Annotated in this window: 12 protein-coding genes; 6 read left to right on the forward strand and 6 right to left on the reverse strand. The window is 43.5% G+C overall.

Annotation, left to right across the window (positions count from 1 at the left end):
- Nucleotides 1-15: 15 nt before the first annotated feature.
- A complete protein-coding gene (gene dusC, locus R7P80_RS08660) occupies nucleotides 16-975 on the reverse strand; it encodes a tRNA dihydrouridine(16) synthase DusC (protein ID WP_017633856.1) in 960 nt (319 codons plus the stop codon).
- A 170-nt stretch (nucleotides 976-1,145) separates the two neighbouring features.
- Here dusC and R7P80_RS08665 point away from each other — a divergent pair, with 170 nt between their 5' ends.
- On the forward strand, nucleotides 1,146-1,754 hold the full coding sequence (locus R7P80_RS08665) for a YecA family protein (RefSeq protein WP_017821378.1): 609 nt from the start codon (nucleotides 1,146-1,148) through the stop codon (nucleotides 1,752-1,754).
- A gap of 88 nt (nucleotides 1,755-1,842) precedes the next feature.
- Here R7P80_RS08665 and dsbB read toward each other — a convergent pair whose 3' ends face one another.
- The gene (gene dsbB / locus R7P80_RS08670; RefSeq protein WP_017821379.1) at nucleotides 1,843-2,379 is read right to left on the reverse strand and encodes a disulfide bond formation protein DsbB; all 537 of its coding nucleotides are present in this window, start codon (nucleotides 2,377-2,379) and stop codon (nucleotides 1,843-1,845) included.
- An 83-nt stretch (nucleotides 2,380-2,462) separates the two neighbouring features.
- Nucleotides 2,463-4,049, reverse strand: coding sequence for a Na(+)/H(+) antiporter NhaB (nhaB, locus tag R7P80_RS08675; RefSeq protein WP_005380822.1), 1,587 nt, complete (start codon nucleotides 4,047-4,049; stop codon nucleotides 2,463-2,465).
- Between the two features lie 639 nt (nucleotides 4,050-4,688).
- Here nhaB and fadR point away from each other — a divergent pair.
- Entirely contained in the window at nucleotides 4,689-5,528 is an 840-nt protein-coding gene (gene fadR / locus R7P80_RS08680) for a fatty acid metabolism transcriptional regulator FadR (RefSeq protein ID WP_005380824.1), read from the forward strand.
- Nucleotides 5,529-5,637: 109 nt separating this feature from the next.
- On the opposite strand, the gene R7P80_RS08685 is transcribed toward fadR, so the two are convergent.
- Together R7P80_RS08685 and metG are read right to left on the reverse strand one after the other, a co-directional pair.
- Nucleotides 5,638-6,447 carry a hypothetical protein gene (locus R7P80_RS08685; protein ID WP_017821380.1) on the reverse strand — a complete coding sequence of 270 codons (810 nt, stop codon included), beginning with the start codon at nucleotides 6,445-6,447 and terminating at the stop codon, nucleotides 5,638-5,640.
- A 210-nt stretch (nucleotides 6,448-6,657) separates the two neighbouring features.
- Entirely contained in the window at nucleotides 6,658-8,733 is a 2,076-nt protein-coding gene (gene metG / locus R7P80_RS08690) for a methionine--tRNA ligase (RefSeq protein ID WP_033905755.1), read from the reverse strand.
- A 162-nt stretch (nucleotides 8,734-8,895) separates the two neighbouring features.
- Here metG and apbC point away from each other — a divergent pair, with 162 nt between their 5' ends.
- The 3 genes from apbC to R7P80_RS08705 all read left to right on the forward strand — a co-directional run bounded on the left by apbC (nucleotide 8,896) and on the right by R7P80_RS08705 (nucleotide 13,070).
- On the forward strand, nucleotides 8,896-9,972 hold the full coding sequence (gene apbC / locus R7P80_RS08695) for an iron-sulfur cluster carrier protein ApbC (RefSeq protein WP_054574796.1): 1,077 nt from the start codon (nucleotides 8,896-8,898) through the stop codon (nucleotides 9,970-9,972).
- A 180-nt stretch (nucleotides 9,973-10,152) separates the two neighbouring features.
- Nucleotides 10,153-10,794, forward strand: coding sequence for a uridine kinase (gene udk / locus R7P80_RS08700; protein WP_005380833.1), 642 nt, complete (start codon nucleotides 10,153-10,155; stop codon nucleotides 10,792-10,794).
- A 188-nt stretch (nucleotides 10,795-10,982) separates the two neighbouring features.
- Complete coding sequence (locus tag R7P80_RS08705) at nucleotides 10,983-13,070, forward strand: AsmA family protein (protein ID WP_062730505.1); 2,088 nt, start codon at nucleotides 10,983-10,985, stop codon at nucleotides 13,068-13,070.
- Between the two features lie 62 nt (nucleotides 13,071-13,132).
- On the opposite strand, the gene cobO is transcribed toward R7P80_RS08705, so the two are convergent.
- Nucleotides 13,133-13,738, reverse strand: coding sequence for a cob(I)yrinic acid a,c-diamide adenosyltransferase (cobO, locus tag R7P80_RS08710; RefSeq protein ID WP_005380837.1), 606 nt, complete (start codon nucleotides 13,736-13,738; stop codon nucleotides 13,133-13,135).
- A gap of 117 nt (nucleotides 13,739-13,855) precedes the next feature.
- Here cobO and R7P80_RS08715 point away from each other — a divergent pair, with 117 nt between their 5' ends.
- Nucleotides 13,856-14,305 carry a low molecular weight protein-tyrosine-phosphatase gene (locus R7P80_RS08715; RefSeq protein WP_005380839.1) on the forward strand — a complete coding sequence of 150 codons (450 nt, stop codon included), beginning with the start codon at nucleotides 13,856-13,858 and terminating at the stop codon, nucleotides 14,303-14,305.
- Nucleotides 14,306-14,432 lie beyond the last annotated feature (127 nt).

Here is a 14,432-nt window from a genome sequence, read left to right on the forward strand (position 1 = left end):
TTTTGTGTTCGGGAATTATGCAACCTGAGAGTTTAAGTCATCGCGGTAGCGTTGAATATGCTCAACAATTGGTGCGGCTTTGTTGAACGTTCTGATTTCTCTAAATAGGTCTTTTGCTTCAGGATAAGCCTGACGTAAGTAAGAGAACCATTGTTTTACGCGGTTTGGGTAATACAAGCCTTTATCGCCTTTCATCTCGAACTTGGAGTAATAGATGAGCAACTCAACCACCTCGGGCCATGACATTGGCTGGTGGTTATGTTTCACCATATTGCCTAAGTTAGGGATATTGAAAGCGCCTCGGCACACCATCAAAGAGTTAACGCCAGTCGTTTCAATGCAACGTTGACCGTCTTCATAATTCCAAATTTCACCATTCGCTATCAGTGGGATATCAAAACGTTCGCGAATTTGGTTGATGTAATCCCATTTTATCTCAGAAGCTTTATAACCACCTTGTTTAGTACGTGCGTGTACGGTCAATTCATTTGCGCCAGCAGACTGAATGGCATCGACAATTTCAAAGCAATCTTCAGGGTTCTCCCAGCCAAGACGAATTTTTGCAGTTACGGGAATGGCTTCTGGAACGGCTTCTCGACAAGCTTTAACCACACGGTGAATGAGCTCTGGATGTTGGAGTAGCGCTGCTCCACCTTTACTTTTGTTGACCATTTTGGCTGGGCAACCAAAGTTTATATCAATGCCTCTTGCGCCAAGGTTTGCCGCTTTAATTGCGTTCTCAGCCATCCAGTTCGGTTCTTGTCCCAACAATTGCACATGTACTGGCACACCAGATGCAGTCTGAGAACCTTGCAACAGCTCTGGGCATAAACGGTGAAACACATGATCGGGTAATAGCTGGTCGATTACGCGAACAAACTCCGTAACACATAGGTCATAGTCGTTTATCTCGGTCAGGATTTGGCGCATCAAATGATCTAAAACGCCTTCCATTGGGCCTAGTACAACTCGCATAGCTTGCCTAATACAGTTTGGTGGTAAAAAGGAGGGCGATTGTAGCGATGTAAGTTAAGTTTGTCATTAAAAGAGTCGAAGCGCCCAATGCAGTCAAACACACAACGTTAGGTTACGTGCTTTTGAGCTCTGAGGTATAATGCCGCCAAATTTATGGGAAACCAGATGTCATGCAATACACATTGATTGAAAAAGGTGAAGTTCACGTCGATGAATCTTGCCTATTTATCGAAGGCGCAGTGTTAGCTGCGAATCTGACGACAAAACCACTCGCTCCTGAAAAGTGGTTAGAGCCGCTATTAGGTGAGGGATTCAAAGCGATTCAACCAGCTGTGGAAGAGCAAATTCACAAGCAGCATAACCGAATTCAACGAAACGAATATTCCGTGCTAGAGCTAACAGGCAAAGAACCTGAACAACTTGCTGATTTTGCCGAAGGCTTTATGTCTGTTTGGCCAATGATTGAAGAACAGTGGCAAGACGTTGAGCTCAATGATGGATTACAGCGTATGCTGCAAGCATTACTGACCACTTTGATGCTGGCGATCGATGAGCCAGCAACGCAGCAACAGATGCGCGACGCAGGTATTGAAACGCCACCGGCCCTGACAGATTTAGTCGACCAGCTTGATTTAATGGTCGGTGAAGTCGCGCTGGGCGCGGATGAGTTGATGGTAGGCAATAAAGCTCAAAGCCTAAACCCATTCAAAGGTATCGGGCGCAATGATCTCTGTCCTTGTGAGAGCGGAAAAAAATTCAAGCAGTGCTGTGGTCAATAACGTGGCTAAGTCGAATCGCCGCGCTATCCACTTAACAAAAAGCCGACCAGATGGTCGGCTTTTTGTTAATTTTTACGCGTCAGTAGGATTAACGAATTGGATTAACGCGTTTTGCAGGGAAGAATTGTGCAATTACAATTAATGCCAAAGCGATTAAATTGCCTGCAAAAATTACGACTAACCATTGTGGCATTGATAAATCAAGGAACTGCCATACAACCTTAGAGCAATCACCATATGCTTCAAACATCCAAGGAACCCACTGATTGAGCGGAGCCCAGCTAGGGAATGTGACGAATAAATCGCAAGTCGCGAATGGTGATGGATTAAACTGGTAGTCAACGTGCTGCATCGCAAGTAACAAACCCTTGTAAGCACTTAATCCCCAGCCTATCAAACCTAGCCAGCGGAAAATTGGGTTCTTGGGTGCCAATATACCAACCATTGCAGCGACGCCCACTCCCATCATCGCGACTCTTTCATAAATACACATGACACATGGTGCAAGCATCATGACGTGCTGAAAATAGAGGGCACATGCTTCAAAGAAAACGACGAATAGCAGAAGCAGTAGCCACGATAAACGTCCCTTTGAAAACTGGTTAAGTGAATTTAAAATAGTCACGTTTTTGTTCCTGTCTGAAATAGAAAAAGCTCTGCATACTCAGAGCTTTTTATCGTGGATAAGTTTCCTAATCAACTCAAATTTTAGTGACCACCGGATACTACGGGAGTCAGATCACCACTATGAGGTAAAATCCAACCAGCTTCGTAGAAAGAAGCTGTTGCAGGCTCTAGGAAGAACATGATTCCCATTAGACCGACAATCGCAAGAACGACGGTGTAAGGCAGCGCCATGATAACCATTCGCCCGTAAGACAGACGAATTAATGGAGCGAGAGCCGATGTGAGTAAGAATAGGAATGCCGCTTGACCGTTTGGCGTAGCAACAGAAGGCAGGTTAGTACCAGTATTGATTGCCACCGCCAGTAAGTCGAACTGATCACGAGTAATGAGACCCTCAATGAGTGCAGTTTTTACTTCATTGATGTAAACCGTACCAACGAACACGTTATCCGACACCATAGATAATAAGCCATTCGCCACATAGAACAGAGCTAGCTGAGTACCTTTATCTTCAACGGCAAGCACCGCATCGATGACTGGTTTAAACAGCTCTTGGTCAATGATTACAGCAACGATCGAGAAAAATACTGCAAGCAGTGCAGTGAAGGGCAGGGCCTCTTCAAACGCTTTCCCCATGGAGTGCTCTTCAATGACACCAGTAAATGCGGTCGCTAAAATGATCACAGAAAGGCCAATTAAGCCGACAGCCGCTAAGTGCAAAGCGAGTGCGACGATCAACCAAACCGCAATAAGACCTTGAACCCAGAGTTTTGCGACATCTTGATTTGTTCGCGTTTTACGCTCTTCACGATCAAAATCGACGAGGATCTGACGAACGTTGTTAGGAAGCTTTGCGCCGTAGCCAAACACTTTAAGCTTTTCAACTAAAGCACAAGTGATGAGACCACAGAAAAATACAGGTAGTGTCACTGGAGACATACGGATTAGGAATTCACCAAATAACCAACCCGCTTGGTCTGCAATAATTAAGTTTTGAGGTTCACCAACCATCGTGGTTACGCCACCTAAGGCAGTACCTACACCAGCATGCATCAACAAAGAGCGCAAAAAGGCACGATAGTTTTCTAAGTCATCACGCGTTAGTTCAGTGATCGTGTCATCTTGTGTATGGTCATGGTCACCGATAGGGTTACCAGACGCCACTTTGTGATAGATAGAGTAAAAGCCGATCGCCACGCTGATAACAACGGCGATAACCGTCAAGGCATCCAAAAATGCAGACAAAAATGCCGCGGCAAAGCAGAACGCGAGTGATAGTAGGGTTTTAGAGCGAATGCCAAGTAAAATCTTGGTAAAAATGAACAGCAATAGCTGCTTCATGAAGTAGATGCCCGCAACCATAAATACCAGAAGTAGCAGTACTTCGATATTTGCTACTAATTCGTGCTTAACTTGCGCAGGGCTAGTCATGCCGATAGCAATGGCTTCAATAGCAAGTAAACCGCCAGGTTGTAATGGGTAGCATTTTAATGCCATTGCTAGCGTGAAAATAAATTCAGCGACCAACAACCATCCAGCTACAAATGGGTTTATTAGGAAGAATACAATCGGGTTAATTATTAAGAAGGCTATAATGGCAACTTTGTACCAATCAGGCGCTTTACCAAGGAAGTTCTTGATAAAAGCGTTTCCGAGCGATATCGGCATGATAATTCTCTTTATAACAAAATTATGAATAGACACTACAATAGTGCTTAAGTATCTGTTTGTTAGACTTATTAACTAGTCTTTAAAAACAATAACTTAGTAAAACAACAATCCTTTGTTTATTGTAGTCTTGCCAAGTTACTTCCCCTGAACTCAAGCACCGCTCACTTTCGACCGCAAACTCTACACTCAGGCATTTATTAGTCAATAACAAAACGTGATGCTACCGACTAAAATGACTTTTTAAATGTAATAACGCGATCAAAACGGCGTTACTATACCATGAAAGTCTTAAAAAAATCCTCTTGGATTTTAAATGACGGCCAGTGACGAGAAAAGGCAAATTAAGAAAGAATATTAACTGTGATATACAAAGTAATTTTTCATATTTTGAATATAAAAATGTGACACGGTTGTCTTTATTTCTCCGAGATTTGTGAGCTGTTTAATTAAATGAAAATTCATATTTTACTGCTTTCGCTCGCATGTTAGAGCCTCTTAAATTGACACAACATATAGAGTATTAACTCTATGTTATGGAGTCGTTTCCACTATTGATCGTAAATTTTCTCAAACCGCTAAGTAGTGGTATGATGAGTACTATCGACCCTCAGAAATCAATATTGGATAAAAAGTAGAATGGTCATAAAGGCGAAAAGCCCTGCGGGATTCGCAGAAAAATATATTATCGAGAGCATTTGGAACGGCCGTTTTCCTCCAGGCTCAATTTTACCTGCTGAGCGCGAGCTGTCCGAACTGATTGGTGTTACTCGAACGACTTTAAGAGAGGTTCTTCAACGACTAGCCCGTGATGGATGGCTGACTATCCAGCACGGCAAACCTACGAAAGTTAACCAATTTATGGAGACCTCTGGTCTGCATATTTTGGATACTTTAATGACGCTAGACGTTGATAATGCGACAAACATTGTAGAAGATCTGCTTGCGGCACGTACTAACATCAGTCCTATCTTTATGCGCTATGCATTTAAAGCGAACAAAGAGAGCTCTGAGCGTACAATTAAGAACGTAATCGAATCTTGTGAAGCTTTAATGAATGCGGCTTCCTGGGACGAATTCATCGCTTCTTCGCCGTATGCTGAAAAAGTTCTGCAGAATGTGAAAGAAGATAACGAGAAAGATGAAGCGAAGCGTCAAGAAATCTTGATTGCTAAAACGTTCAACTTTTACGATTATATGCTTTTCCAGCGCCTAGCATTCCATTCAGGAAATCAAATTTACGGTTTGATCTTTAATGGTTTGAAGAAGCTCTACGATCGTGTCGGTAGCTACTACTTCTCAAATCCAGCTTCTCGTGAGCTAGCTCTGAAGTTTTACCATCAATTGCTCGAAACTTGTGAAAGTGGCCAGCGTGAGCAACTACCAGTAGTGATTCGTCATTATGGTATGGAAAGTGCGTTGATCTGGAACGAAATGAAAAAGCAATTACCAACGAACTTCACGGAAGACGACAGCTAAGCGCTGACAAGTTGAATAAACGAAAACCGCAGTGCCTTAGGCCTGCGGTTTTTTGTTTTTATTTATAAGTCGGCGACGAACCAAGCACCAATAATAAGGTATGGAACGTTTATCCTGCTAGTGAGAGTCTGGGTAACGGTAGATATAATGACTCTACGACATCTGAAAGGACATGGTCGTAAGTATTGAAGATGGTCAATGACAAGTCCGATGTGACGCCATAAAGCTCTGCTTCTGTTAAGTCGACATGACTCCCTGTCACGTATTCATTTAGCGTCTGTATTGAGCGCGTGGAAGCAGGAGAGGTAATGCTAAGTGGAGCGATAACCGCTAGTTGGTTTAGCTTACGCATCATGACCGATGCATAATTTTTGAAACGCTCATTTCCGCCTTGCTCTCCTAAATCTTGAATGCTGATTCGTAACTGAGTCAGGGTCTCCAAGCTATCCATAATGTTTTGCCAGTTCATGTGATACTCATTATGCAAGTCATCTCTTTGCTCAACCGCTAGCCATGCGATGGTTACTTCATCCATCAAAAACAAGCAATGACGAATTAACTTACCATGCTCCATCTGGTTTCTTGCAACACTATGGTCATTCCATTGTTCAAGTAGTTTCCCTACTTTAATCTGTAATACGCGATACATGGGTTTGTTTTCAAACCGTGATGTTTCGACTAAAAGATGCAGCTTGTTAGTCAGAGCATCATGAAGAGCGTCCAATTTTTGTTGATCGTTTTGTTGGAATTGAAGCGAGTAGTGAGTAGCAGCTCGGTGGTGTCTCAGAAGGTGAACAACATCTCGCAACAATGTTAACAGCTGATATTTGCGCGCATGTTGCTGCTCTCGTTTAGAAGATAAGTGATATATTCCAGCTAAAATAGCGATGGACAATAGTGTGGAAATCAAAACAAACATAACCAACTCCTTGTTAGTGTTTGGACCTAACAAGGAAGATTGCAGTTTTGATGCCACTAATTAAATTCTATTAAAACAGTAATTTAGGATTGTGATGGGAGAGGTGCTGTACAAGTTTGGTGCACAAATTCCCCAAAAGTGTGAATTCAGTCAAAAAAAGTCCCCGCTGAACTGGCGAGGACTTTTTAAATTTGATTGTAAAGCTACAACTTACATTACGCGCATACCAGGTTGAGCGCCTTCGTGTGGCTCAAGGATCCACAGGTCACTACCACCAGGGCCTGCCGCTAGGATCATACCTTCAGACATACCAAACTTCATCTTACGAGGTTTTAGGTTTGCAACCATTACAGTTAGTTTGCCTTCTAGCTCTTCAGGTTTGTACGCTGACTTGATGCCAGAGAACACTTGACGAGTTTCACCACCGATGTCCAGTTGGAACTTAAGCAGTTTGTTTGCTTTTGGCACTTCTTCACAAGAGATGATACGAGCGATACGCATATCTACTGCTGCAAAAGCGTCGAACTCAATCTCTTCAGCGATTGGCTCTTTGTCTAGCTCAGTTTCGCTAGCCTTGTTCTTTTCCGCTTCTGCTTTCTCTTTCGCCGCCATTTCTGCCGCCGCATCTTCTTTAGATGCTTCGATCATCGCTTCAACATTCTTCGGATCGATACGGTTGAACAGTGCTTTGAACTTAGTGATCTCGTGGCCTGTTAGTGGAGCAGCGATGTTTTCCCAAGTTAGCTCTTGGTTTAGAAACGCTTCAGTACGCGCAGCTAGCGATGGCATTACTGGTTTCAGGTAAGTCATCAGTACGCGGAACAGGTTGATACCGACAGAACAGATGTCTTGTAGTTCCTGATCTTTGCCTTCTTCTTTTGCTACAACCCACGGTGCTTTTTCATCAACGTATTGGTTAGCTTTGTCTGCCAATGCCGTGATTTCACGGATTGCACGACCAAACTCACGCGTTTCGTAAAGCTCAGCGATACGGTCAGCAGCAGCAACAAATTCGTTGTAAAGTTCAGGCTCTGCAAAGTTGTCAGACAGTTTGCCTTCAAAACGTTTCGCGATGAAACCTGCGTTACGAGATGCCAGGTTAACGATCTTGTTAACAACGTCAGCGTTTACGCGCTGAGTGAAGTCTTCAAGGTTAAGATCTAGATCGTCGATACGGCTGTTTAGCTTCGCAGCGTAGTAGTAACGTAGACACTCAGGGTCTAGGTGCTCTAGGTAAGTGCTTGCTTTTACGAACGTACCTTTAGACTTCGACATTTTCGCGCCGTTTACGGTTACGTAACCGTGTACGAATACGTTGTTAGGCTTGCGGAAGCCAGAACCTTCTAGCATTGCTGGCCAAAATAGGCTGTGGAAGTAAACGATGTCTTTACCGATGAAGTGGTACAGCTCTGCTGAGCTGTCTTTTTTCCAATACTCGTCGAAATCTAGGTCGTCGCGCTTGTCACATAGATTTTTGAAAGAGCCCATGTAGCCGATAGGCGCGTCTAGCCATACGTAGAAGAATTTGTTCTTCTCACCAGGGATCTCGAAGCCAAAGTATGGTGCATCACGTGAGATATCCCATTGCTGCAAACCAGACTCGAACCATTCTTGCATTTTGTTCGCTGTTTCAGCTTGTAGCGAGCCAGAGCGAGTCCACTCTTTTAGCATGCTTTCAAACTGAGGCAGGTCGAAGAAGAAGTGCTCTGAATCTTTCATTACTGGCGTCGCACCAGAAACCGCAGATTTAGGATTGATCAGTTCTGTTGGGCTGTAAGTCTCACCACAGTTGTCACAGTTGTCACCGTACTGGTCTTCAGACTTACATTTTGGACAGGTACCTTTTACGAAACGGTCCGGTAAGAACATCTCTTTTTCTGGATCGAACAGCTGAGAGATAGTGCGGCTAGAGATAAAGCCATTTTTCTTCAACTCAAGATAAATGTGTGACGCTAGCTCACGGTTCTCATCTGAGTGTGTGCTGTGGTAGTTATCAAAGCTGATATCAAATCCAGCGAAGTCTTTTTGGTGCTCTTCGCTAACTGCGGCAATCATTTCTTCAGGAGTAATACCCATCTGTTGCGCTTTAAGCATGATTGGCGTGCCGTGAGCATCGTCAGCACAGATGAAGTTTACAGTGTTGCCGCGTAGGCGTTGGTAACGAACCCAAATGTCCGCTTGGATATGCTCAAGCATATGACCAAGGTGGATCGAACCGTTAGCGTACGGAAGGGCACAAGTTACCAGCATTTTCCTTGACGGAAAGTTTTTTGGATCGTTTGCCATACTTAATATTCGCTTTTCTTGATAGGTATAAATAAATTTTGATGGATAATACTACCCCATGAACTGACTAACTCCAAGGTGTCAAACTGCGGAATGCCTTAGTTTTTTTGGGGTTCTGGTTGAGCCTGGACGGTGGTAGCATGACATCTAAAAGGAGGGCTTATGCATCAGTTCACTTCAAAACAAGATTTTTGTCACTGGTTTAACCAATTCCAACATCCACAGTTGGTGGAAAACTGGGCAGATATTCATGGCGCAATTTCGATTACGACACAGGGTTCTATTGATATAACGTTGCCATTCGCAAGTAATGAGCTTCAAACCGTACTGCATGACTGGATTAAACAGCAGCAAGCCTCGGGTAAAGTGGCTGAATTCCCATTTAATATTCGCCTTGGAGTTAAAGCTTTAGAAACTCAAGTGGCTAACTCGGTTAAGGGTGTTAAGAACATCGTTGCCGTCAGTTCTGCGAAAGGTGGCGTTGGTAAATCTACTACCGCAGTTAACTTAGCGTTGGCGATTGCTCAATCTGGGGCGAAAGTGGGATTGTTGGATGCAGATATCTATGGTCCGTCTGTACCTATGATGTTGGGGCAAGAAGATGCTAAACCAGAAGTTCGTGATGGCAAGTGGATGGAACCCATTTTTGCTCACGGCATCTATACTCATTCTATCGGTTATTTGGTGGATAAATCAGAAGCGGCGATATGGCGCGGTCCAATGGCTTCAAAAGCGTTGTCGCAGTTATTAACTGAAACAGATTGGCCAGATTTGGATTATTTGGTGATTGATATGCCGCCAGGTACGGGGGATATTCAATTGACTCTGTCACAACAAATTCCGGTAACAGGTAGCGTGCTAGTCACAACACCGCAAGATTTAGCCCTTGCCGATGCAAGGAAGGGAGCGGCAATGTTTAACAAAGTCCATGTCCCGGTTATTGGTGTTGTGGAAAACATGAGTTATCACATTTGTAGTCAATGTGGCGCGAAAGAGCATATTTTTGGTATGGGCGGAGCTGAAAAAATGTCGCAAGAATTTGGCTTAGCATTGTTAGGACAAATTCCGCTTCATATCTCTATGCGAGAAGATATTGACGCTGGCGTGCCAACGGTAGCAAGACGCCCAGAAAGTGAGCATGCAGGGTATTATAAGCAACTTGCCGATCGCGTATGTAGCACGATGTTTTGGCAAGGCAAAGCAAAACCAGATGCGATTAGCTTTACAATGGTGAACTAAGTTTACTATGCCTGTTGGTTGATAATCGCACATTTTAACGTTTGCTCGGAGGTTAATCCTCTGAGCAGGCAGAAACTTATGACTAAACCCTAATTCCAACTAGTAACTATGGGGTGAACTCCCTATAATCAGGCAGTTTATCTTTTTATGTGACTAGAAATCATCATCGGGTGCAAACTAATGTCTGATAATAATCAATGCGTCATCGTAGGTATTGCTGGCGCTTCTGCTTCTGGAAAAAGTCTGATCGCGAGCACTATTTATAATGAGCTTCGCGCGAAAGTAGGCGATCATCAAATCGGTGTCATCACGGAAGATTGCTACTACAACGACCAAAGCCACCTAAGCATGGAAGAGCGAGTAAAGACGAACTACGATCACCCGAGTGCGTTGGACCACGACCTACTGTGTGAGCACCTAGAAAAATTGGTACGTGGTGAAGCAGTAGAAGTGCCTGAGTACAGCTACACTGAGCACACAAGAACAATTAACACCACCACAATGACACCTAAAAAGGTGATCATTCTAGAAGGTATCCTTCTTCTTACAGACCCTCGTCTTCGTGATTTGATGCATGCGACAGTATTTATGGACACACCGTTAGATATTTGCTTGCTTCGCCGTGTTAAGCGTGATGTGGAAGAACGAGGCCGAACTATGGAATCTGTTCTTAAGCAATACCAACAAACAGTACGTCCGATGTTCATGCAGTTTATCGAACCTTCTAAGCAATATGCGGACATTATTGTTCCTCGCGGTGGTAAAAACCGTATCGCAATTGATGTATTAAAAGCTCACATTGCAAGACTTTTGAAAGCTTAAGCCTATAGACGGCTATATCGCTTTATTTTTAGGAGAAGAAGTGGCACCTTAAGTGCCACTTCTTTTTTTGTTTTTAAATTAGTCAGTTGCAGGTTAAAACCAGACACTTTTCACGCTTTTGTGGAACTGTCAGCGGTAAATGGAGTCTGCGCTTATAATTGTAAAAACACTCGAGCAAGGAAAAACAAATGAAGAAACTGCTCTTAATTCTAGCAATACCGATTGTGGTCATTTTGGTCGCAATTTTAGCGTTAACCATCTTCGTCAATCCGAATCAGTTTAAACCCCTTATTGTTGAGCAAGCGCAAAAGCAAACGGGATTAGAGTTGGTGATTGAAGGGGATATCAGTTGGCAATTTTTCCCATCGATTGGCTTTGAGTTGGGACATACAGAATTGCGAAATCCACAAGGCTTTAGTAAACCCAATTTATTCAAAGTTGATACCGTTGGTGTAGACATCTCTGTTATGCCACTTTTTAGTCAACAGCTTGAAATTGGAAACGTCACGCTTGATGGTGCTGAGTTCTACATTGAAACCAAGAAAGATGGCAGCAAGAATATTGATGCATTGACGAAAGCCCAAACACAACAAGCAGAACAAGAGAGCAATGCTGCGCCTACGCAAAATGGTGAAACGCAAACTTCTGGTTCTGATTGGAGTATTAATCTTGCTGGCGTTACGGTTTCTAACGGTTCATTAGAAATGCAGGATAAGCAAGCCGGTAGTTACACCAAACTCTATGATATTTCATTAAACCTTTCCGAATTCGCTTTTGACAACTGGACAACGGCTGATTTTGGCGTGAAGGGCGAAATGAACGACCAAAAGTTCACCGCGAAAGGTCAGGCAGACTTTAAGCTAGAAAAAGGTTTGGCAAACTACGCGCTAAAGAACATCAACTTTGATGCGACATACTCTGACCCTGCCAATAAAATTGAATCGGCAACGATCGGTTTAGACACGTTTGAATTCGATAAAGTAAATAACCTGACTTATGCCATTAAGGGTGACGCTGGTGGTATGAAGTTAGATATGCAGGGTGCTGGTCAACTTAGCGTGGACAAGGCTATCAGCAAAGTACAGTTGGATAAGTTAACTCTTAAATCGACTTTTGAGGGTGATGCTTTACCTCAGTCCCCGATGAAAGTCGACATGGTGTCTGATCTGTCTTTCGACCTAACGAAAAACCATCTGAGTTTTGTTCTAGAGAAGTTAACAGCGAATGCTATCGCCCTAGATGGTAAGGCAGATGTGACACTCGGTGATATTCCTAAAGTACGCTTTGCTCTCCATAGCCCCAATATCGATCTTGATGAGTTCTTAGGGTTAGATAAGCAAGCTGCCGAAGGTAATAAGCCTGCTTCTGGTGGCGAGAGTGCTCCTGCCGGACCTGAGGTTGAGCCTGATTTGTCTGCGTTGAAAGCGTTAGATGTAAAGGGTGACATTACCATCGACAAATTCAAAGCGGCAAATGCGAAGATGGAAGCGGTAAAAACGAGCTTCACTGTAAATCGTGGCGTGTTTGAGCTTACATCTTTTAGTTCGAAGTTGTACCAAGGCTCAATCTCAGCGACAGCGAAGTTAGATGCACGCCAATCACCAGCGACTTACAGTGTTAAAAAGTCAATCAAAGGCGTGAAAGTTCAACCGCTACTTATAGACGTTGCTGAAAACGACAAACTTGAAGGGACAGGTAACATTGATGTGAATGTTACAGGTAAGAGTCTCACGCCTACCGGTATCAAGAAGAATCTATCTGGTACGGTTGTTATCAATTTTGCTGACGGTGCGGTGAATGGCATCAACGTTGCTCAGTTGATTCGTGAAAACTATGCGAAATTTAAAGGGCAAAAAGTTGAAGGCACCAATGAAGCTAAGAAAACAGACTTCAGTGCGATGACGGCGACATTGAAACTCAACAAAGGTGTTGTATCAACGGATAATATGCAAGCTCAGTCTCCATTGTTACGTGTTCGTGGTAAAGGTACCGCAAACTACATCAATGAAACAGTCGACTTTACTATCAGCACGTCAGTTGTAGGTAGCCTAGAAGGCCAGGGCGGTAAAGATATAGATGAGCTGAAAGACATCACGATTCCAATCAATGTGTCTGGTAAGTGGGCAGAACCTAAATTCAAGCTCGTATTCGATGATGTTCTGAAGCAGAAAGCTCAGAAAGAAATCGATCGTGGCGTAGAGAAGCTAACGGACAAAATCAAAGACGAGAAAACCAAAGATGCGGTCGATGGTTTATTGAAGAATCTTTTCAACTAACCGTGCGTGAAAATCAAAAGGGTTGGCATTTTGCCAACCCTTTTTAAATTACTCTGCGAGTGTTACCAATCGACGCCTTTGAGAGCTTTTACGCCAGATTCAAATGCGTGCTTTACATTTTTCACTTCAGAAACGGTATCGGCCATTTCAATCAGGGTTCGATGTGCGCCACGCCCAGTAATAATAACCGACTGCATTTTAGGTCTGTTGCTCAGTGCTTCGACCACTTCGTCTAAGTCGATGTAGCCGTAGCTCACCATATAAGTTAGCTCGTCAAACAAGATGACATCGATAGAGTCGTCTTGCAGCATGCGCTTACATTCTTGCCATACGCCTTGCGCAGCTTCGGTATCAGCGGCTTTGTTTTGAGTTTCCCACGTAAAGCCGGTTGCCATTACTTGGAATTCAACGCCGAGTTTCTCAAGTAGGTTGCGCTCACCGTTGTCCCAAGTACCTTTAATAAACTGCGCGACAGCACAATTCAAACCATGACCCACTGCGCGTGCGATCGTACCGAATCCTGATGTCGATTTACCTTTACCATTTCCGGTAATGATCAGTAGCAGACCTTTTTCCTCTTGAGCAGCAGCGATTTTTGCGTCTACCTGTTCTTTGACTTTTTGTTGGCGAGCTTTATGGCGTGCTTCTTTATTTTCTTCGATAGACATAATACTTCCTCAATTCCTTTTCGTGCTGTGTCCAAGCTAATTTGGGTTCATTGATTTATCTCGCTATGATAGACCAACATATCGTGAAGAAAAACCACCGATAATTCAGGGAATAAAATGAAGAAAATACTTGTTGTTTGTATGGGAAACATTTGTCGGTCACCAACTGGAGAGGCAGTGTTAAGAGCGAAAGCTCAAAAGCTAGGCGTTGAAGTAGAGGTTGATTCGGCAGGTACAATTGGCTACCACGCAGGAAACCGACCGGATTCAAGAGCGATGGCAGCAGGAAAGCAGCGAGGTTATTCTTTTAAAGGAATGCAAGCGCGCCGAGTCACCATTGATGACTTTGAAAAGTTTGACCTTATATTAGCCGCAGATAAAGCAAATTTGGCCGATTTATTGGATATCTGTCCGTTGAAGTATCGACACAAAGTATCGTTATTTTTAAGTCATTCTGGGTCAGGTTACGACGAAGTCCCTGACCCATATTATGGTGGGGAAGATGGCTTTGAACTGGTGCTTGATTTAATCGAAGAGGCATCAGACGCAATTTTGAAGAAGCTATAATCGCCGTGCTTGAAGTGACCCGTCCTGATATGGGTTGGCACTTTTTAACTAAAACGCTCGATGTACTTCATCGGGCGTTTTGTATTTTAAAGCCGTATGAGGCCTCATTTGATTATAGATATCTACG

Origin of the sequence: Vibrio sp. 2092, from assembly GCF_033339635.1 — a bacterium.
Lineage (GTDB): Bacteria > Pseudomonadota > Gammaproteobacteria > Enterobacterales > Vibrionaceae > Vibrio > Vibrio alginolyticus.

Excerpts from the sequence above, each read along its gene's own strand:
- apbC (WP_054574796.1), top strand. The coding sequence starts at position 8,896 with ATGCATCAGTTCACTTCAAAACAAGATTTTTGTCACTGGTTTAACCAA.
- udk (WP_005380833.1), top strand. The coding sequence starts at position 10,153 with ATGTCTGATAATAATCAATGCGTCATCGTAGGTATTGCTGGCGCTTCT.
- R7P80_RS08715 (WP_005380839.1), top strand. The coding sequence starts at position 13,856 with ATGAAGAAAATACTTGTTGTTTGTATGGGAAACATTTGTCGGTCACCA.
- metG (WP_033905755.1), bottom strand. The coding sequence starts at position 8,733 with ATGGCAAACGATCCAAAAAACTTTCCGTCAAGGAAAATGCTGGTAACT.
- R7P80_RS08705 (WP_062730505.1), top strand. The coding sequence starts at position 10,983 with ATGAAGAAACTGCTCTTAATTCTAGCAATACCGATTGTGGTCATTTTG.
- cobO (WP_005380837.1), bottom strand. The coding sequence starts at position 13,738 with ATGTCTATCGAAGAAAATAAAGAAGCACGCCATAAAGCTCGCCAACAA.
- fadR (WP_005380824.1), top strand. The coding sequence starts at position 4,689 with ATGGTCATAAAGGCGAAAAGCCCTGCGGGATTCGCAGAAAAATATATT.
- dusC (WP_017633856.1), bottom strand. The coding sequence starts at position 975 with ATGCGAGTTGTACTAGGCCCAATGGAAGGCGTTTTAGATCATTTGATG.
- R7P80_RS08665 (WP_017821378.1), top strand. The coding sequence starts at position 1,146 with ATGCAATACACATTGATTGAAAAAGGTGAAGTTCACGTCGATGAATCT.
- nhaB (WP_005380822.1), bottom strand. The coding sequence starts at position 4,049 with ATGCCGATATCGCTCGGAAACGCTTTTATCAAGAACTTCCTTGGTAAA.
- R7P80_RS08685 (WP_017821380.1), bottom strand. The coding sequence starts at position 6,447 with ATGTTTGTTTTGATTTCCACACTATTGTCCATCGCTATTTTAGCTGGA.